At 34.0% G+C, this 17,634-nt stretch carries 23 protein-coding genes; 17 read left to right on the forward strand and 6 right to left on the reverse strand.

The features are described 5' to 3' along the window. Positions 1-132 precede the first annotated feature (132 nt). The 3 genes from tatA (ACH0B5_RS15980) to tatC form a co-directional block, all read right to left on the reverse strand. On the reverse strand, positions 133-315 hold the full coding sequence (tatA, locus tag ACH0B5_RS15980) for a twin-arginine translocase TatA/TatE family subunit (RefSeq protein WP_122973328.1): 183 nt from the start codon (positions 313-315) through the stop codon (positions 133-135). 130 nt (positions 316-445) lie between these two features. Then, positions 446-673: a twin-arginine translocase TatA/TatE family subunit gene (gene tatA, locus ACH0B5_RS15985; protein ID WP_122973327.1), complete on the reverse strand. Its 228-nt coding sequence runs from the start codon at positions 671-673 to the stop codon at positions 446-448. Between the two features lie 27 nt (positions 674-700). Next, positions 701-1,444, reverse strand: a complete 744-nt coding sequence (tatC, locus tag ACH0B5_RS15990) for a twin-arginine translocase subunit TatC (protein ID WP_122973326.1) — start codon at positions 1,442-1,444, stop codon at positions 701-703. 205 nt (positions 1,445-1,649) lie between these two features. Between tatC and ACH0B5_RS15995 the strand changes: the two genes are divergently transcribed. The 5 genes from ACH0B5_RS15995 (at position 1,650) to ACH0B5_RS16015 (ending at position 6,282) form a co-directional block, all read left to right on the forward strand. Further along, on the forward strand, positions 1,650-1,907 hold the full coding sequence (locus ACH0B5_RS15995) for a hypothetical protein (RefSeq protein ID WP_122973325.1): 258 nt from the start codon (positions 1,650-1,652) through the stop codon (positions 1,905-1,907). Positions 1,908-1,924: 17 nt separating this feature from the next. Beyond that, on the forward strand, positions 1,925-2,686 hold the full coding sequence (locus ACH0B5_RS16000; RefSeq protein ID WP_341362236.1) for a gluconate 2-dehydrogenase subunit 3 family protein: 762 nt from the start codon (positions 1,925-1,927) through the stop codon (positions 2,684-2,686). A 31-nt stretch (positions 2,687-2,717) separates the two neighbouring features. Further along, complete coding sequence (locus tag ACH0B5_RS16005; protein WP_191706658.1) at positions 2,718-4,436, forward strand: GMC family oxidoreductase; 1,719 nt, start codon at positions 2,718-2,720, stop codon at positions 4,434-4,436. A 229-nt stretch (positions 4,437-4,665) separates the two neighbouring features. Continuing rightward, entirely contained in the window at positions 4,666-5,778 is a 1,113-nt protein-coding gene (locus ACH0B5_RS16010) for a M20/M25/M40 family metallo-hydrolase (protein ID WP_406928118.1), read from the forward strand. 18 nt (positions 5,779-5,796) lie between these two features. Then, positions 5,797-6,282 carry a chemotaxis protein CheW gene (locus ACH0B5_RS16015; RefSeq protein WP_406928119.1) on the forward strand — a complete coding sequence of 162 codons (486 nt, stop codon included), beginning with the start codon at positions 5,797-5,799 and terminating at the stop codon, positions 6,280-6,282. An 87-nt stretch (positions 6,283-6,369) separates the two neighbouring features. On the opposite strand, the gene ACH0B5_RS16020 is transcribed toward ACH0B5_RS16015, so the two are convergent. Then, on the reverse strand, positions 6,370-7,029 hold the full coding sequence (locus ACH0B5_RS16020; RefSeq protein ID WP_406928120.1) for a DedA family protein: 660 nt from the start codon (positions 7,027-7,029) through the stop codon (positions 6,370-6,372). Between the two features lie 407 nt (positions 7,030-7,436). Here ACH0B5_RS16020 and ACH0B5_RS16025 point away from each other — a divergent pair, with 407 nt between their 5' ends. Genes ACH0B5_RS16025 through ACH0B5_RS16040 form a run of 4 tightly spaced genes read left to right on the forward strand, consistent with a single transcriptional unit; the run spans position 7,437 to position 9,129 of the window. Beyond that, complete coding sequence (locus ACH0B5_RS16025; protein WP_406928121.1) at positions 7,437-7,799, forward strand: fluoride efflux transporter FluC; 363 nt, start codon at positions 7,437-7,439, stop codon at positions 7,797-7,799. Next, positions 7,784-8,128, forward strand: a complete 345-nt coding sequence (locus ACH0B5_RS16030; protein WP_341362232.1) for a fluoride efflux transporter FluC — start codon at positions 7,784-7,786, stop codon at positions 8,126-8,128. The genes ACH0B5_RS16025 and ACH0B5_RS16030 overlap by 16 nt, the downstream gene beginning before the upstream one ends. Positions 8,129-8,173: 45 nt before the next feature. Continuing rightward, entirely contained in the window at positions 8,174-8,659 is a 486-nt protein-coding gene (locus tag ACH0B5_RS16035; RefSeq protein WP_122973318.1) for a nucleoside 2-deoxyribosyltransferase, read from the forward strand. 2 nt (positions 8,660-8,661) lie between these two features. After that, a complete protein-coding gene (locus ACH0B5_RS16040) occupies positions 8,662-9,129 on the forward strand; it encodes a DUF4064 domain-containing protein (protein ID WP_158599731.1) in 468 nt (155 codons plus the stop codon). 49 nt (positions 9,130-9,178) lie between these two features. Here ACH0B5_RS16040 and ACH0B5_RS16045 read toward each other — a convergent pair whose 3' ends face one another. Continuing rightward, positions 9,179-9,700 carry a methylated-DNA--[protein]-cysteine S-methyltransferase gene (locus ACH0B5_RS16045; protein WP_406928122.1) on the reverse strand — a complete coding sequence of 174 codons (522 nt, stop codon included), beginning with the start codon at positions 9,698-9,700 and terminating at the stop codon, positions 9,179-9,181. Positions 9,701-9,951: 251 nt separating this feature from the next. Between ACH0B5_RS16045 and ACH0B5_RS16050 the strand changes: the two genes are divergently transcribed. From ACH0B5_RS16050 to ACH0B5_RS16075, 6 genes are all read left to right on the forward strand, one after another. Beyond that, the gene (locus tag ACH0B5_RS16050; RefSeq protein WP_406928123.1) at positions 9,952-11,871 is read left to right on the forward strand and encodes an FUSC family protein; all 1,920 of its coding nucleotides are present in this window, start codon (positions 9,952-9,954) and stop codon (positions 11,869-11,871) included. Between the two features lie 234 nt (positions 11,872-12,105). Beyond that, positions 12,106-12,648, forward strand: a complete 543-nt coding sequence (locus tag ACH0B5_RS16055) for an NADPH-dependent FMN reductase (RefSeq protein WP_122973314.1) — start codon at positions 12,106-12,108, stop codon at positions 12,646-12,648. Between the two features lie 131 nt (positions 12,649-12,779). Further along, a complete protein-coding gene (locus ACH0B5_RS16060; protein WP_122973313.1) occupies positions 12,780-13,322 on the forward strand; it encodes an NADPH-dependent FMN reductase in 543 nt (180 codons plus the stop codon). Positions 13,323-13,562: 240 nt separating this feature from the next. Beyond that, positions 13,563-14,249: an ABC transporter ATP-binding protein gene (locus tag ACH0B5_RS16065; protein WP_406928124.1), complete on the forward strand. Its 687-nt coding sequence runs from the start codon at positions 13,563-13,565 to the stop codon at positions 14,247-14,249. A gap of 248 nt (positions 14,250-14,497) precedes the next feature. Beyond that, on the forward strand, positions 14,498-15,076 hold the full coding sequence (gene lepB / locus ACH0B5_RS16070) for a signal peptidase I (protein ID WP_122973311.1): 579 nt from the start codon (positions 14,498-14,500) through the stop codon (positions 15,074-15,076). Positions 15,077-15,203: 127 nt separating this feature from the next. Next, positions 15,204-15,689 (forward strand): SRPBCC family protein, encoded by a 486-nt coding sequence (locus tag ACH0B5_RS16075; RefSeq protein ID WP_406928125.1) that lies wholly within the window; start codon positions 15,204-15,206, stop codon positions 15,687-15,689. Between the two features lie 52 nt (positions 15,690-15,741). On the opposite strand, the gene guaC is transcribed toward ACH0B5_RS16075, so the two are convergent. Next, positions 15,742-16,725, reverse strand: a complete 984-nt coding sequence (gene guaC / locus ACH0B5_RS16080; protein ID WP_406928126.1) for a GMP reductase — start codon at positions 16,723-16,725, stop codon at positions 15,742-15,744. A gap of 265 nt (positions 16,726-16,990) precedes the next feature. Here guaC and ACH0B5_RS16085 point away from each other — a divergent pair, with 265 nt between their 5' ends. Both ACH0B5_RS16085 and ACH0B5_RS16090 read left to right on the forward strand, forming a co-directional pair. Continuing rightward, positions 16,991-17,221, forward strand: coding sequence for a hypothetical protein (locus ACH0B5_RS16085; RefSeq protein WP_341362226.1), 231 nt, complete (start codon positions 16,991-16,993; stop codon positions 17,219-17,221). A 108-nt stretch (positions 17,222-17,329) separates the two neighbouring features. Next, positions 17,330-17,545, forward strand: a complete 216-nt coding sequence (locus ACH0B5_RS16090) for a hypothetical protein (protein WP_122973753.1) — start codon at positions 17,330-17,332, stop codon at positions 17,543-17,545. The last annotated feature ends 89 nt before the right edge of the window (positions 17,546-17,634 follow it).

The raw sequence follows: 17,634 nt of genomic DNA on the forward strand, positions 1-17,634 counted from the left end.
AAATTGGGATTCATTTAGGATAATCGGGGTGCCGTGTAATATCACTTCACCCCAACATTTGACATAGAACCTTTTTTGTTTGTTTAACTACAACATTATTTAATTATAAAAGGGTTTTATCATTAATGGTCTTTATTGTTTTTGTTCCTTTTTCTCGTCCTCTTCATCAATTATTACGTCTTTTGTTGAATCTTTAAAGTTTTTTAATGATTCACCAATTGAACGTCCTAACTTAGGTAGTTTGGAAGGTCCGAAGATGATTAAAATAATAACTAAAATAATGATTAAACCGGGAATGCCAATTGAGTTCAACATAAAATATTTACCTCCATAGAACATTGCAAAAGAACAAGTGAACAACTACCACTTTTTAATCCCCTCTAGATAGTAGTATCTGATAGGTTCGCTAGTATGTAGAGGGGACAAAATGCCTGTTCAATGTAACTTATTTTTTTGCAGTTTCTTCATTTTTGTTCTCTGCTACAGTGAATTCTTCTTTCACTTCTTTAAATTCTCCCGATACATCGTCCATTACATCCTTCGTTGAAGCTTTAAACTCTTTTAAAGTTTGTCCAACGGCACGTCCTAATTGAGGTAATTTAGATGGTCCAAAAAGAATTAATGCGATGACTAGAATAATGATTAATCCTGGAACTCCGATAGATTGAAACATAAAGAAATCCTCCTCTAAAACATATAATTATTTACTTCCTTCTTGTTGTGCTAATTTTAATTGTTTTTTATAAGTTTTTTCTGAAACAATAATACTTATTTCAAATAAAAGTAATAGTGGAATAATAATTAAAAAATCGGATACAAAATCTGGTGGGGAAATCATTACACCAATTACGATTAGAATAAAATAAGAGACTTTTCTCATTTTTCTTAATCGGTTTGGAGTAACAATCCCTAACTTCGTTAGAAATAATATAATTACCGGTAATTCAAAAACGAGACCTACAGGAATAAGTAAGTTAAACATTAATGTGAAATACTGTTTCATCCCATACGTTTCCGTGGCACCAATTGATTCATTAATATTAGACATAAAAGTTAGCATAAGTGGGAATAAAATAAAGTAACTAAATGAAATCCCAATAATAAATAAAAGAAATGCAATAGGAATAAAGGTTGCTGCACTACTAGACTCTTTGTCCGTAAGACCTGGTTTTGTAAATAGCCAAAGTTGATGCATTGCAATAGGTAATGTAATACAAATGGATACAATTAAGGCACATTTCACGTAAATTGAAATGCCGTCTGTATAGCCAAAAACGTTCCAATCAACATGTTTAGCAACGTCTTGAGATTTTAAAAATTGCAATATGTCAGGTGCGAAAATGAAACCAATCAAAAGTGTCACGATGAAAACTACGCTAATAATAATAAGTCGCTTGCGTAGTTCTTCTAAATGCTCAACTAATGTATATTCTTTTTCTTCCATTTTTTCACCAACCTTTCAAACAAACTACTATAAGAAAAGAGTAGCAGATAAATTTCAATTCAACATATGCTCTTTACATTGTATACAATACTGTTATAAAATGTAATAGTTTTGTAGGAGCACAGAAATAAATTATACACTCTTTATTCAAAAAGTAAATTATTAAATTGGTTAATTTGAGTGGGTAGTAAGGGAGGGAATTATCATGACAGAGTATAACCGTGATGAGCTTGTCACAATCTTACAAGTGTTAGCTGGCATAACATTAACTGTAGGTTATGCATTCACAATAAATGTATACAACAGTTCTGTACCAGCATTCGCTCTTATTGGATCAGCAGTCGGTTTAGCGATTATTATCGGCTGCTGGATAGGTTTAAAACATTTAGGCTTCATGCTTACGATGATTTTTACATCTATCGTATTTGCAATTTATTTTAATTTTGGAGCTATGTTTAGTTAATTTAAGGAGGAGTCATCATGGCAGAGAAAGAAAACTTCACAGAAAAACGTTCGACGCGACGTAATTTCTTAAAGAATTCAGGTTTAACCCTTGGAGGATTAGTACTTGGTGGAGCTGTAACAAGCTTAGTAGTGAAAAATAATGATGGTACTACGACAACAGAACATGAAGCATCCCATAGTGGCGGGACAACAACGAACTATAATCACGCATTAATGTTCTTTACTCCTGCAGAATACCAAACGGCAGCTGCAGCAGTTGAACGCATCTATCCAGAAGATGAGAACGGTCCTGGAGCAAAAGAATTAGGTGCAGCAGTTTACATTGACCATCAACTTGCAGGTCAATGGGGAAACAATGTAAAAGATTATCGTTTAGGTGCGTTTTATAAACCGGCAGAAAACCAAGGTCCACAAACGAAATTATTACGTAAAGATTTATTCCGTGCTGGTTTAGCAGCCCTTGATGCTTATTCAAAAGAAAATTACGGTGCCGTATTTACAGGATTAGAACCTGAGCAACAAGATGAAGTTTTAACAGCTTTCAGTGAAGGGAAAGTGACATTATACGGTAATACAGGTTCAGGTGAATTCTTCAGTTTATTACGTACGATGACAATTGAAGGGGTTTACGCAGATCCAATGTATGGCGGTAATAATGAAATGAAAGGCTGGGCTATGCGTAAATATCCAGGTTCTCGAATGCAATACGTAAATGAAATTCAAAGTGATGAATTTATCGAATTAAAACCAGAGGGCTTAAGCAGCCACATGAGTTAACATTTGGATTGTAGAAAGGATTGACACTTACATGGTAACAAAATTAGATAAAGCCCAAGTAGTAGTAGTTGGTATGGGTTGGGCAGGCGGTATTGTTTCCGCTGAACTGACAAAAGCAGGCATTAACGTTGTAGGATTGGAACGCGGTAAAGACCGTACAACAGCAGACTATACAATGGCACATGATGAGTTGCGTTATCAACATCGTACAGAGTTAATGCAAGATTTATCAAAAGAGACAATTACTTATCGTAGTTCTTTAAAACAAAAGGCACTTCCAATGCGCCATTACGGTACTTTCATCGTTGGTGATGGAGTAGGGGGAGCAGGTTCCCACTGGAATGGACAAACATATCGTTTTTTACCATATGATTTCGAAATTCGTTCCCAAACAGTTGATCGTTATGGCGAAGGTAAAATTCCAGGTTGGATGACGCTTCAAGACTGGGGTATTACTTATGATGAACTTGAGCCTTACTATGAAAAATTTGAATATATGGCTGGTATTTCTGGAGAAGAAGTTGAGCTATGGGGTAAACGTGCGAAACCATATCCAACTGGCCCATTAGTAAAAACGCCAATCATGAAAACTTTTGAAGAAGCTGCAACAAGCCTAGGATATAAACCGTTCGTAATTCCAGCAGCCAACCTTTCTGAATCTTATACAAATCCAGATGGTATTCAACGTGGTGCGTGTCAATACTGTGCATACTGTGAAAACTTCGGATGTGAATACGGAGCAAAAGGTGATCCTGCTGTAACAGTGATTCCTGTAGCAAAGCAAACGGGTAAACTGGACCTACGTACACACGCGAACGTATTAGAAATTACTTCTGCTAATGGTAAAGCAACGGGCGTACTTTACGTAGATATGTTAACGGGTGAAAAATTCGAACAACCTGCTGATGTCGTTGTTATCACTTCTTATGTATTTAATAACGCACGTTTATTATTAAACTCGAACTTAGGTACACCTTATGACCCGAAAACAGGTAAAGGTACGATTGGGAAAAACTATTGTTACCAAGTAACTGGTGGTACAACGCAATTATTCTTTGAAGATAAAGAGTTTAACTTATACGGCGGTGCTGGTGCATTAGGGATTGAAATTGCCGAATATATGGGTGATAATTTTGACCATTCCGATGTAAACTTTATTCATGGAGCTGGTATTCGCTCTACTCAATACGGTGATCGTCCGATTGCAACGAACCGTGTGCCAAAAGGTACACCTAACTGGGGTGCAGAATTTAAAAAGCAATCCATTAAATATGCGAACTCAAACTTCCCAGTAAAAACACAAGGTGCAAGTATGCCACACCGCGAAAACTACTTAGACCTTGATCCTGAATATAAAGATGCTTGGGGTTATCCTTTACTGCGTATGACGTATGAATATACGGATAATGACCGTGAATTAGTAAAATTCATGGCGACAAAAACGCGTGAAATCGGTGAAAAAATCGGTGCGGATATTATCGAAACTTCAGAAGAACAAGGTAACTTCAGTGTAAATAAAGATACAAATACCCACAATACTGGTGGCGTTATAATGGGATCAGATCCAGAAACATCTGCCCTAAATAAATATCAACAAATGTGGGAAGTAGAAAATGTATTTGTAGTAGGTGCATCTTCGTTCCCACACAACTCATGTTTTAACCCAACTGGTACAGTTGGAGCATTATCATACTTAGCTGCTGAAGGTATTCAAAATTACATTAAAAATGGCGGCGGATTATTAGTTTAATCGTTTTGTAAGTTTTTCTACATCTAATATAAATCAAGTTTTAGTCAACGATGAATGGGCGATTCTTTATGAATCGCCTGTTTTTATTTAAAAAAGTGTAACCAAATTTTCCGAAAATAAAAAAGGAAAATGAAATTTTTGGTCAAAAAAGAAACCTTTAGTTTGTGCTCCTTTCTAGAGAGGCGTAAAATAAGATGGAGATTATCCAAAGAAAAGGGAGTTTTTTTACATGAATAGTCGTTTAGTAAACGAATTTTTAGAATTAGTTCAAATTGATTCGGAAACAAAACATGAAGAGGTCATTGCACCAATTCTAGTAAAAAAATTAAAAGATATGGGATTCGAAGTTTTTCAAGATGATGCACATACACGAAATGGTCATGGTGCTGGTAATATTATTGCCACATTACAAGGTACAATAGAAGCAGATCCAATTTATTTTACTGTTCACATGGATACAGTCGTCCCGGGAGTTGGCATTAAACCGGAGATTAGAGAAGATGGATATATCTATTCTGACGGAACAACCATCTTAGGTGCAGACGATAAAGCAGGAATGGCAGCGCTTTTCGAAATGGCGAAACGTTTAAAAGAGCAAAAAATTGACCATGGAACAATTCAATTGATTATTACCGCGGGAGAAGAAAGTGGATTAGCAGGAGCAAAAGAATTGGATCCAACGTTGATTCAAGCCAAATATGGTTTTGCAGTGGATAGTGATGGTAAAGTAGGGGGAATTGTAACAGCAGCTCCATATCAAGCGAAAATTGAAACGAAAATTTATGGTAAAACTGCCCACGCTGGTGTTGCACCTGAAAAAGGTATCTCAGCTATCACTTTAGCTGCTAAAGCCATTGCAAAAATGAATTTAGGACGAATTGATGAAGAAACAACGGCTAATATTGGTCGTTTTGAAGGTGGTAAAGCTACCAACATCGTTTGTGATGAAGTATATATTTTAGCTGAAGCTCGTTCCATTAATAAAGAAAAATTAGATGCTCAAACGAAACATATGAAAGAGACTTTCGAGAATGTGTCACAAAATCTAGGAGGTCGGGCTGAAGTTGATATTAAATTAATGTACCCTGGTTTTTCTGTTACAGAATCTGATCGCGTTGTACAAATTGCAATGGAAGCTGTAACAAAAGTAGGTCGTACACCTTTATTAGGTACTTCTGGTGGAGGAAGTGATGCAAATGTCATTGCTGGTTTCGGTATTCCGACTGTAAATCTTTCAGTAGGCTATGAAGAAATTCATACTACTAAAGAACGGATGCCTATTGAAGAATTGGAGAAATTAGCCGATTTATTAGTGGAGATTGTAAAATGCTCTGCAAAATAAAGCGAAGAGGTGATGGCAATGACATTTAATCAAGCGCTCATTTTTGGTTGTGGAAATGAAGAATATGCTGTACCAGTTGAACAAGTAGTCTCTATTGAAAAATTAAACAATATTACACCGATTCCTCACTTACCTAATTATTTACTTGGTTTTACGAAAATTCGCGGAGAAATTATCCCAATCATTGATCTCAATCGTATTTTATACAATAAAGAAAGCGTTGGGGAGTTATGTCGAATTATCGTTGTTAATACCGATATTGTTCATTTTGGTTTAGTTGTTAGTGAAGCGAAGGAAATACTTGATTTTACGGGAACGGATATTCATCAAGTAGGACTAGTTAATTATGCTAAGACTCAATATTTTACGGCTGTAGCTAATTTAGAAAATCGCATGATTACTTGTGTAGATCCAAAAATATTAGTAAATTCCTTGGAAGGTATACGAGAAATTATCGATTATTTAGAAAAAATGCGTCAGGATGAGAGTCAGTTAAACGCATAAAAAAACTAATAGGCGAGAAATAACTTATGCAATCGATGTTTCATGATTGGCAAGTTATAAAATCGGCCTATTAGTTTTTTTATTGTTTTACAACTCACTGTTTTCGGCAACGGCAGTATGTTTTTTTCGAAATTGAGATATAAACCCGAATATCCCAGGTATAAACATAAAAAGGGTAATTAGCAATAATGTAACAAACAGATTTTCTTCTACCCACTGAATATTCCCTAATGCAAAACCAGTACCAAGCCATACACACGTCCAAATGAAAGCTCCAATAACATTGTATCGGACAAAATTAAAATATGGATATCCGGAATATCCTGCAATAAAAGGGGTCATCGTTCTCATTAAAGGAATAAATCTGGAGAACGTAATGGCGATTTTGTCATATTCGGTTAAAAATTCTCTAGCCCGCTCAATGGTAGAAAGGGAGATGAGTTTAATTTTCTCGGTCGGTATTTTGCCAAAATTTCGTCCGATAAAAAAGTTATTACTGTCAGCTAAAACTGTTGCAATAAAAAAAAGAAAAAATAATAGTAGTATGTTTAATTCGCCAACTGCAGCAATTGTTCCGCTAGCAAATACAAGGGAGTCTCCTGGTAAAAAAGTTAAAACAACGAAACCGGTTTTTCCAAAAACAATGAGAAAGAGTATAAAGTAAATGTAAATCCCAAATTTATCTATATAATAATAAAGTTCAGAATCAAGCTTATTAAGTAATTCAAAGATTTCAGACATACTCATGTAGTTAACCCCATTCGTTAAGTCTATTTCTATTTCCTATCTTATTAAATTATATTCATAAACAAAAATAATTAACCTAATATTCAACTATGTAGTTTGAAACTTTTTTATAAATGTATCGTATATACAGAAAAAGGCATCAATGGTTTCCTAATTAAAAGTACTTTCGCCTATAGGGGGAGGTATACTTTTTAAAAGGTTTGAAAAAGGGAGTTGGACCAGTGTATACTACTAAATAGATAAAGATGGATAGATGAGGAAAAAAAGGAAATATAATGCCATTTACAAAGGTCTCTATTCAAAATAAGATGGAAACGATTCTTAACATTATTTCAATATTCTAATTGTAACTCGTTCGCATATTAACTATTATTAATAGAATAATGTTTTATTTGGAGAGGTCACTTTTGAAAAATTTGTTTCACGTTTTCCTAGGTGGTATGATCGGCTCCCTTTTACGATTTATTATCCAATCACTTACAGGTGTATCGGTTATGTTATGGATTGTAAATGTGTTAGGAAGTTTTGCCTTAGGAAGTTTAAATGGTTATTTTGAGAGGAAGGAAAGTAAACTAAAACTGCTTCTTACAACAGGCATGCTTGGTGCTTTTACTACTTTTTCAACCTTTTCGGAATATTGGTTCCATCAATTACAAGAAAATAGAATGGTTGGAATTCTTTATGGAATAGTAATGACAATTTGTTGTTTTGTAGCTGCTTTTATAGGGTATTTTTTGAATCGAGGGATGAATAAATGGAATGGATCTTAGTTGCCCTTGGTGGAGGAATAGGGGCTACGTTAAGATATAGCACCCAATTACTCATTCAACAAAAGAAATTTCCAACCTTTTGGGCTACAGCTATCGTCAATATAATAGGATCGTTTTTACTAGGTAAAACGGGCTCCTGGACATTGTTCGAAAGTACATTGTTATCGTTTCTTACGATTGGTGTATTAGGAGGATTTACAACCTTTTCGACCTTCGCATTTGATTTAGTTAAAATGATTGATTCAAAAAAGTGGGGAAAGGCCCTTTTCTTTACGGGAATTAATTTATTAGGAGGGATTTTATTCTTTTGGATAGGATGGAATCTTTAGTTATATAATAGTTAGTTTATACATACATTAAAGGCGGTAATGAACATGAAAGCTTACTTGGCAAATGGTTTATTTTCCATTGGAGACCGATTAGTAAATGAATTATTAGCAAAAGAAATACGAAAAGCAATTCCTGGTATTAATTTATATGTACCGCAAGAAAATGATGCAATTAACGATAAACAAAGCTTTGCAGATAGTCTAGCTATTGCTCGTGCGGATTTAGAAAAGTTACAAGAAAGTGATATTTTAATCGCTGTCTTAGATGGAATTGAAGTCGATTCCGGTGTTGCTGCTGAAATTGGTGTATTTTCCACATACAATCGACCAATCATCGCTCTTTTCTCCGATGTACGTCAACTTGGTCGGGATAATCAACAAAAAATTGATGCCCTCATCCAAGATGGGACTGAAAATCAATTCATCTATCGCAATTTATTTGTAATCGGAATTATTAAGCAACATGGTGTCATTGTGAGTACTGTGGAAGATGTTATTAAAAATATAGAAAAATTTAGTAAGGGAGAATGAAAATGAAAAGAACTGGTGAAAGAATATTAAGTATTGTGTCTGCTGTTTTAAATGTAATAGGTGTAGGGTTTTTAATTTTCATGTTATTTATAAGTAAAATGATTGTTGAGGATCCAGCTTTCCAAACTGAGTTTGAGAATTCGATTTATGAAGATGCAAGTATAAACGGATACGACCCAGTATATGGTATGGAAATTATGGATGATGTTATGGCTATTATGAATACGATTGGTTGGTTAGTAGTCGTAGTTATAATTATCGCAATTATATTGGCAATTGTTGGGGCTGTTAAAGTAAATCAAAATGCAAGACTGGCAGGAATTTTATTTATCATTGCAGCCGTTTTATCAGGTGTCGTTTCGATTTCAGGAATTTTATTAATTATTGCAGCGATTATGTGCTTTGTACGTAAGCCAAAAACATTTGATTATAATGAACAAAGAGATGAAAATGGATATATCATCGATTAGTCAAAAGCAGTGCAAAGTTTGCACTGCTTTTTCTTTTTACAGAAAGAAACTATGGCTTATAAGTGATTCCTTCAAGATTTAATAGTTTTTCTTTTATATCTAGCCCACCACTAAATCCGGTTAAAGTACCGTTTTTACCTAATACTCGGTGGCAGGGGATTACGATAGCTATAGGGTTTGATCCGATAGCAGTACCAACTGCTCGAACTGCCTTCGGTTTACCAATTTTAAAGGCAATATCTGAATAACATCTGGATTGGCCAAAAGGGATTTCCTGTAATGCCTTCCAAACTGCCATTTGAAAAGTAGTACCTCTAATATCGAAGGTAAAGGAAAAGGAAGTTCTTTTGCCTTCGAAGTATTCAATCAGCTCATTTTTATATGGAGTTAACTTTTCTTCATTTTCAATAATGTCGCAATTCGGAAACTGTTTTCTACAACAAGAAACTAATTCGTTCATTGAAGAATGCTCAGTTCCTACGTAACAAAGCCCCTTAACGGTACAAGCTATGTACACTTTCCAGTCATGATGTTCTAGAAAATGATAATATATTTGTTTTACGTCCTGCATATATATACCTCCATTTTCTATATTCTATCATGAATTGCATAAGTTTTTACCGTCTTTTCTAATTGTATACAAATTGAAAGGTGAAGGAATTCATTGTGATATAATAAATAGTGTATCAATCGTTCCTCTATCAAAGTAGGAGCGATTTTTCTATTCATAATCGTCATCAGGTATTTAACCTGCTGATTATCTATTTATGGATTCGGGAAATATAATTTGTATGCTATTTTTAATGTAAGGAGAGAATTGTCATGGGGAACACGATCAATGGTCCTTCGATTTTTAAACAAGCTTTAACCGTTAATAAAAAACCGTTCCCATGGTTAAAGGCGTTTTTGGCGGGTTTGGCTGCAGGGTTGCCAATTGCAGTTGGGTTGTTATTTGGAAGTTTAGAGTATGGTTTACTCGCAGGGTTAGGTGGTTTCACTTATTTATATGTTTTTCCAATACCTTATGTCCAATTAGCAAAAAAACTAGCATGGTGTATTTTAGCGATTACGTTATGTGTATTTTTAGGGACGATTTTAGCTCCTTATCCAATTATTTCAGCTATTGTAATGGGGCTTATTGGGGCAACCGGATTATTTATATTTGGAGCATTTCGATTAATTGGTCCTTCAGCGATATTTTTTGTGCTCATATTTGCGATGACAACAGGGATGCCAATAGCACCTGATGAAGCATTTACGAGAGCTGGTTTAGCCTTTTTAGGTGGCCTATTTTCATGGATCATTGCAATGAGCGGATGGTTTTTCAATCCCCACGGTCCAGAAAGAAGAATTGTGAAAAGATCCTATATTCAATTAGCTAACTTTTTAGATGCCATTGGTACACAAAAGGAAAATGATGCGCAACATACGGTTATGGCTACGTTAAAGGAAGCTAGTCAGACGCTGGCTTCGGGTTATATTCCTTGTGAAAGAACGAATGTTTTCAATCACCTTTTTGTTTTAAATAATTATGCAAATAAAATCTTTTTATTTGCAGTAGAACATTTTACTGATAAGGATGGAAAATTACCAACCGAATTTGGACAATCTTTACGTAACATTGCGAATATCGTAGATTCCAACAAATTTGAAGAAATAGAAACGATGATGTTACCTCATCCAGATCACATGACAGAGCATATGGCTCAATTATTTTTAGAAATTAATGAGGCTAAGAATAGTTTAACAATATCTAAAACAAAACTATTAGAACAAACGGAAATTTCAAAGCCATCAGCCAAAAGGGTATTATTAGGTGCTTTTGATAAAAATTCGATTATTTTCATTAATTCATTACGATTTGGCTTTTTTACGATGCTTGCCGCAATTATTGCCTATGAGTTTGATTTAAATCGCTCCTTTTGGGTCCCCCTTTCTTGTGTTGCCGTTATGAGCGGTGCCACAGTTGTCGCGACTCTTCATAGAGGGATACAAAGAAGTTTTGGAACGATTTTTGGTATCATCATTGCAAGTTTCATCCTCGCATTTCATCCAACCGGATATGTTATTGCCTTTCTCGTTTTTCTTTTAACATTTATTACTGAATTATTTATCGTCAAAAATTACGGTTTAGCTGCTTTATTTTTTACGCCAAATGCTTTAATTATGGCAGAAGCAGGTTCGAATGGGCATTATGCGTTTACATATTTTGCAACGGCTCGATTAATTGATGTAGTCATTGGGATTGCAATCGGTTTAATTGGCGTATGGTTAATAGGTAGAAAATCTGCATCAAGTAGACTCCCTCATTTAATTGCCAAAACGATTCGAAGTCAAGGACAAGTATTTTATGCATTATTTTCAGGTAAAGAGATTTATCAAATATATGGGAAAAATATAGAGTTTAATAAAATGGAAACGAATATTGGAAATTTGATTACCGTTTATGATACAGCAGCCGGGGAGATTCCGAAAGATAAGAGGGCGATTGAATATTATTGGCCGATTGTTTATTCGTTAGAGGAATTAGGATTTTTGTTAGATAAATATTCAAAATTAAATTCGCGACCTACATTAGATGATCAGACAATGGCTCGTTATTTATTAATATTTGAGAGTTTAGCAAATGCATCTGAACGAAAAGAGCACGTTATCGGAAAGGATATTCCTGAAATAAAAGGATATCAAAGTTTACTAGATACAATGGAAAACTTACAAAACAGCTTAATAAGTAAACTTTAAAACGATTAATTATTTGCTGAAACAAGTTATTACCTTCCATAGAAAAAATTAGTTATAATGCATAATAATAAGAATTTTATTTCAATTCAAAAAGTGATTACATTTCATTATTTTGGAGAAAATAACAGGGGAATTTTCTATCAAAGGATTTATTGTAGTTCATATGCAAAGTTATATTTGCTTACCGAATTGAGAAAAATCTTATTTAATTTAAATGAAAATGGAGGTAATGAAATGTTGAACATCGGTATTATTTTAGGAAGTACACGGGAAGGCCGAGTGAGTCCGCAAGTTGGTGAGTGGGTTAAGAAAATAGGTGATTCACGTGGTGATGCAACGTATGAAATTATCGATATTGCTGAATATAAATTACCGTTTTTAGGTGAACCAGGCGGTGATGCATCAGGTGCTGCCCAATGGTCTGCTAAAATTAGTGGTTGTGATGGCTTTGTATTTATCGTACAGGAGTATAATCATTCGATAACAGGTGCTTTAAAAAATGCCCTCGATTTTCTTCGAGATGAATGGAATAATAAGGCTGCAGGAATCGTAAGTTATGGTTCAGTAGGTGGAGCAAGAGCGGCAGAACATTTACGTGGCATTTGCGGTGAATTGTTAATTGCTGATGTTCGTGTTCATCCAGCATTATCTCTATTTACTGATTTTGAAAATGGATCGGTCTTTAAACCGAAAGAAGTACAAGTTCAATCTGTAAATGACATGTTAGATCAAGTCGTTGCGTGGAGTACTGCTCTTCAAACAGTTCGAAATAAATAATCTAACAATCCCTATTTACATGACGTAAATAGGGATTTAACAATTTCTTTTACATAATGGTTCATTATATTAGCATGAAAATAAATAAACTGTAGAAAATAATTTAGAACGTTACAATGGAGGGAAAAAGAATGAAAGTAGCAGCAATCGTTGGTAGTATTCGAAAAGATTCTTATAATAAAAAACTGGCACAATTTGTTCAAAAACGGTATGCAGAAAAGTTTGATTTGGAAATTTTAACATTAAATGATATTCCAATGTACAATCAAGATATTGAAGAAAATCCTCCACAAGAAGTCGTAGCATTTAAACAGAAAGTGAAGGATGCCGATGCTGTATTATGGATAACTCCAGAATATAATTCATCCATTCCTGGCGTTTTAGGAAATGCAATTGATTGGCTTTCGAGGGTAGATAAAGTGATGATCGGTAAACCTTCTTGGATCATGGGTGCGTCAATGGGGAATTTAGGTACTGCAAAAGCTCAAATGCACTTACGAGATATATTATTTGCCATCGGGCTTTCATCTCCAGTTTTAATTGGAAATGATGTATATATCGGGGCTGTTCATACGAAAATGGATGATGAAGGAAATATAACAGATGAAGGTACTGTACAATTTCTTGATTCAGTAGTTGAGAATTTTATGAAATGGATGCAATTGAATAAGTAATGAATAAAAATGGAGGGGAATGTAAGTATCTCCTTCATTTTTTATTTTTTTATGTTATTCAATGTTCGGAAGTATTAAAATAAAATAAATAGTTAGAAAATATGGATGCAACAAGTTTGAATACATATTTGTTTGGCTATTTTTTGAAAAGATGTACAACAAGAATTACTTTCATATACCAACGGTCAAAGAGCACCGATAATAAATTCAATGTACAACTTTAGTGATTAGGAGGATTTCATGATTCATTTAAAAGATGTCACTGTAATTAAAAATAAAAAGGTGATTTTGAAGGATGTATCTTGGGAAGTTCAAAAGGGGGAACATTGGTCTATTTTAGGTCTAAATGGTTCTGGAAAAACGACCTTACTAAATGTATTAAATGGTTACTTACATCCAACGACTGGGCAAGTTGAAGTGTTCGGTCAACTTTTTGGTAAAACGTATTTACCCGATTTACGGAAAGATATCGGACTTGTTAGTGCTTCATTACAACAACAAATTCAACCTTTTGAAAGTGTTTTAAGTGTTGTGTTAAGTGGCAAATTTGCATCTATAGGTTTATGGGAAGCGGTTGAAAAAAAGGATATTCAACTTGCGGAACATTATATGGAACTATTGCAATGCAATCATTTGCAAGAGGATGAATATGGAACATTATCACAAGGAGAACGTCAAAAAGTTTTAATCGCAAGAGCATTAATGGCTCAACCAAAACTTCTTATTTTCGATGAACCTTGTAATGGTTTGGATATTATAATGAGAGAACAACTTCTTCAATTAATTGAACATCTATCTACTCAAGAAGATTGTCCAACACTCATCTATGTGACACATCATGTAGAAGAAGTGTTACCATGCTTCTCCCATACATTGTTATTAAAACATGGAGAAGTGTTTGAGCAAGGTTTATCAGAAAATTTGTAAAAGAGGAGAATTTGTCAACATTTTATGATCGACCTGTGTCAATACAAAAAGAACAAAATCGTACATGGCTAGCATTAAAAGAAATCGTCCAACATACTTAAAACAAGTAAAAGCCATTTATCCTTTGAATGAGCAGATATTAGTAAGCATACATGTAAATAAATAAAGGGATTAGGTTCCGGGTGAACATATTTTAATATCCCATTTCAAAAATTAGATAGACTTTATTTAAGGAGGGGATATTGGGAATGAAGAAAGAAGAAAAGAATAAAAATGAGTTTATGTCTTGGCTAGTCGCAATATTATTCGGTATCGTTATTTCTTTTATTTGTAGAGAATTTCTTTTCTCCCCAATTGTTGTAAAAGGGGCATCTATGGTACCGACTTATGAAAATAAAGATGTTATTATTGTAAGTAAAATTAGCGAAATTAATCGATTCGATCACATCGTATTTAAATCTCCAGTAGAAGATGAATACTATATTAAACGAGTAATAGGTTTACCTGGGGATACGGTAGAAATGAAAGAAGATATTTTAATCGTAAACGGTGTTGAGTATGAAGAACCCTATGTGAATCGCGAAACTGATAATCCCTTTCAAAGAAGAGTAACTGAAAATTTTACTTTAGAAGATTATACCGGTGAAAAAACTGTACCAGAAGGGTATTTATTCGTTCTAGGTGACAATCGCTTAACAAGCTTTGATAGTAGACATTATGGATTAATATCCATTGATGCAGTATTGGGAGAGTCTAAAATGCGAATTTATCCTTTTAATCATTTCACTTTTTATTGGGGTGAGGAAGAAGTGGAAGTTAAATCTTAATCTCCCTTAAAGAATTTACTTGTAATTTCAATAATATAAAGAGTTAATAAATGGCTTTGAAATGTAAGTAGCCATTTTTTACTTTTATCCTAAAATTCAACTATTACCTAATAAGGAGGAGAATTTTTTGATAGCATCATTATATAAAAGTGAAAACGGTACGATAGCAGAATATGATAGAATCTTTTCATCATCACAAGAAGAGGTTTGGGATGTATTAACAAACAATGAAAAATTGAAATTATGGATGCATCATCTAGAAATAACGAACTTAGGTAAAGGTGGCCATATTAAATTTCATTTTCACGATGGGTCCGGAAATGTTGAAGATATTACGATTACCGATTTTGAAGAGGGCAGGGTTTTAGCCTTTGAATGGGGGAACGATATCGTACGCTTTGCAATACAACCGAAGAACAAAGGGACACAATTAATAATGAAACAAATCATTTCAGAGATCACGAATCATACGCCTAAGGATTTAGCAGGATGGCATGTTTGTTTACTACACTTTAGTGATGTCGTTAATAAGCAATTCATTCATTATCCAGAAAATGAGTGGGAAAAATGGTATGAAAAATATAAAGAACAAGTTGAAAAAATAATGAGTTAAAATGAAACTCGAAGAAATGATGTATTTCTTCGAGTTTTTTATTTACTATCTATTAATATACTTTATCTCCATTAAAGATGGAATTTTTCACGACTACATAATCAACTGTACGAATAGCATCAAGTTTGTTACCACCAGCATAAGAAATAGAGGATTGTAAATCCTGTTCCATTTCAACTAAAGTATCCATTAAAGAACCTTTATGTTCCACGTACATTTTTTTACCTTCAACGTTTTTCTTTTCGCCTTTTTGGAATTCAGAAGCAGAACCAAAGTATTCTTTAAACATTTTGCCATCTTTTACAACAGTTTGACCCGGTGATTCTTCATGACCGGCGAATAGTGAACCAATCATAACCATAGAGGCACCGAAACGAACTGATTTCGCAATATCACCATGTGTTCGAATTCCGCCATCAGCAATAATTGGTTTTGTTGCAGCTTTTGCACACCATCGTAGAGCAGCTAATTGCCAACCACCTGTACCGAATCCAGTTTTAATTTTTGTAATACATACTTTACCTGGCCCGATACCGACTTTAGTAGCATCTGCACCAGCATTTTCAAGTTCACGGACTGCTTCAGGTGTTCCAACATTACCAGCAATAACAAAGCTTTGAGGTAAATGAGTTTTAATATGTTTAATCATTTCAATAACTGCGTTTGAATGTCCGTGGGCAATATCAATTGTAATAAATTCTGGAATTAAATCTTCTACCGCTAATTGTTCAATAAATGCATATTCTTCTGCTTTTACACCAACTGAAATAGATGCGATTAATTTACGAGAATGCATGTTTCGAATAAATTCGGCACGAGTTTCAGGATTAAAACGGTGCATAATATAAAAGTAGCCATTTTCTGCTAATTTAATTGCAATAGATTCATCGATGATCGTTTGCATATTTGCAGGAACTACAGGTAATTTAAATTTATATCCGCCAAACATAACAGAAGTATCACATTCTGAACGGCTGCTTACTATACATTTATTTGGTATTAGTTGAATATCTTCATAATCAAATACGTTATCCATTTTACACACACCCCTAAATCACGAATATTTTTTATTAATATAGGCAATAATGTTCGCCCTTTGGTAATTTACCTCATTTTTAGTAACATGTCAAAGCATTTATTAAAATATTTTTATTTTTTCCTTTTTATATTGGAAATATGATGAATGAATGTTGACATTTTTGTGTATCAATTGTTAGAAAAATAGAGAAAATCTTTGTTTTCTCGTATAAAACATCTCCTTTCTATTCATATTAAAGGAAACATCAAAGGAGATGACTAGAATGCCAAGAAATGATAATCAACATGTTGAATCAACGCCCCACTTTGATGGTGCAAAAGAAAGCATCATTAATGACCCTACTGCATCTGCGAGTGAAAAAATAAGTGTTTATACTCAAGCAAAACCAATTGAAGAGTTTGCTATAGAGAAAAATCCTTATAAATTTACTCCAAAAGTCGACCCGATGATGGAACGTTTCGAAAAATTAATGCGCGGAACGAAAAAGAAATAAATGATAATATCTCGTTCATTTAGAACGGGATTATTTTTTTAATAAGAACAATCGCACAAGGATGGGCTTCCCTTTTTTCATAATTTAGAAGAAGGAGGGGGCTAATCGATGCTTGATAAAATCAAACTATTAATTGGTCAGCCGATTGGCGTAGCATTTAAAAATGGGTTAAGTATTTCTGGAGTTTTATGTGGTGCCGATGAAAATGAAATTTGTCTGATGGAATATATGTACCAGGCAAAATTTGTTCAAAGATATTATAATTACGAATCTATTCAAGGTATTTATATTTTCCCTATTAGTGATACAGATTTACTAAATTAAGTAGTTTAAAATAAAGAGGCTGGGACATAACTAGCTTCAAATAGTGAGAAAGGTGAATTTGAGGAAACTCAAATTCACCTTTCTCTATT

It is taken from the genome of Ureibacillus sp. 179-F W5.1 NHS, from assembly GCF_045369345.1.
Taxonomy (GTDB): domain Bacteria; phylum Bacillota; class Bacilli; order Bacillales_A; family Planococcaceae; genus Ureibacillus; species Ureibacillus halotolerans.

What these genes read in the sequence shown, in the direction of transcription:
- tatA (WP_122973328.1), bottom strand. Translation starts at nt 315, where the DNA reads ATGTTGAACTCAATTGGCATTCCCGGTTTAATCATTATTTTAGTTATT.
- tatA (WP_122973327.1), bottom strand. Translation starts at nt 673, where the DNA reads ATGTTTCAATCTATCGGAGTTCCAGGATTAATCATTATTCTAGTCATC.
- tatC (WP_122973326.1), bottom strand. Translation starts at nt 1,444, where the DNA reads ATGGAAGAAAAAGAATATACATTAGTTGAGCATTTAGAAGAACTACGC.
- ACH0B5_RS15995 (WP_122973325.1), top strand. Translation starts at nt 1,650, where the DNA reads ATGACAGAGTATAACCGTGATGAGCTTGTCACAATCTTACAAGTGTTA.
- ACH0B5_RS16000 (WP_341362236.1), top strand. Translation starts at nt 1,925, where the DNA reads ATGGCAGAGAAAGAAAACTTCACAGAAAAACGTTCGACGCGACGTAAT.
- ACH0B5_RS16005 (WP_191706658.1), top strand. Translation starts at nt 2,718, where the DNA reads ATGGTAACAAAATTAGATAAAGCCCAAGTAGTAGTAGTTGGTATGGGT.
- ACH0B5_RS16010 (WP_406928118.1), top strand. Translation starts at nt 4,666, where the DNA reads ATGAATAGTCGTTTAGTAAACGAATTTTTAGAATTAGTTCAAATTGAT.
- ACH0B5_RS16015 (WP_406928119.1), top strand. Translation starts at nt 5,797, where the DNA reads ATGACATTTAATCAAGCGCTCATTTTTGGTTGTGGAAATGAAGAATAT.
- ACH0B5_RS16020 (WP_406928120.1), bottom strand. Translation starts at nt 7,029, where the DNA reads ATGAGTATGTCTGAAATCTTTGAATTACTTAATAAGCTTGATTCTGAA.
- ACH0B5_RS16030 (WP_341362232.1), top strand. Translation starts at nt 7,784, where the DNA reads ATGGAATGGATCTTAGTTGCCCTTGGTGGAGGAATAGGGGCTACGTTA.
- ACH0B5_RS16035 (WP_122973318.1), top strand. Translation starts at nt 8,174, where the DNA reads ATGAAAGCTTACTTGGCAAATGGTTTATTTTCCATTGGAGACCGATTA.
- ACH0B5_RS16040 (WP_158599731.1), top strand. Translation starts at nt 8,662, where the DNA reads ATGAAAAGAACTGGTGAAAGAATATTAAGTATTGTGTCTGCTGTTTTA.
- ACH0B5_RS16045 (WP_406928122.1), bottom strand. Translation starts at nt 9,700, where the DNA reads ATGCAGGACGTAAAACAAATATATTATCATTTTCTAGAACATCATGAC.
- ACH0B5_RS16050 (WP_406928123.1), top strand. Translation starts at nt 9,952, where the DNA reads ATGGGGAACACGATCAATGGTCCTTCGATTTTTAAACAAGCTTTAACC.
- ACH0B5_RS16055 (WP_122973314.1), top strand. Translation starts at nt 12,106, where the DNA reads ATGTTGAACATCGGTATTATTTTAGGAAGTACACGGGAAGGCCGAGTG.
- ACH0B5_RS16060 (WP_122973313.1), top strand. Translation starts at nt 12,780, where the DNA reads ATGAAAGTAGCAGCAATCGTTGGTAGTATTCGAAAAGATTCTTATAAT.
- ACH0B5_RS16065 (WP_406928124.1), top strand. Translation starts at nt 13,563, where the DNA reads ATGATTCATTTAAAAGATGTCACTGTAATTAAAAATAAAAAGGTGATT.
- lepB (WP_122973311.1), top strand. Translation starts at nt 14,498, where the DNA reads ATGAAGAAAGAAGAAAAGAATAAAAATGAGTTTATGTCTTGGCTAGTC.
- guaC (WP_406928126.1), bottom strand. Translation starts at nt 16,725, where the DNA reads ATGGATAACGTATTTGATTATGAAGATATTCAACTAATACCAAATAAA.
- ACH0B5_RS16085 (WP_341362226.1), top strand. Translation starts at nt 16,991, where the DNA reads ATGCCAAGAAATGATAATCAACATGTTGAATCAACGCCCCACTTTGAT.
- ACH0B5_RS16090 (WP_122973753.1), top strand. Translation starts at nt 17,330, where the DNA reads ATGCTTGATAAAATCAAACTATTAATTGGTCAGCCGATTGGCGTAGCA.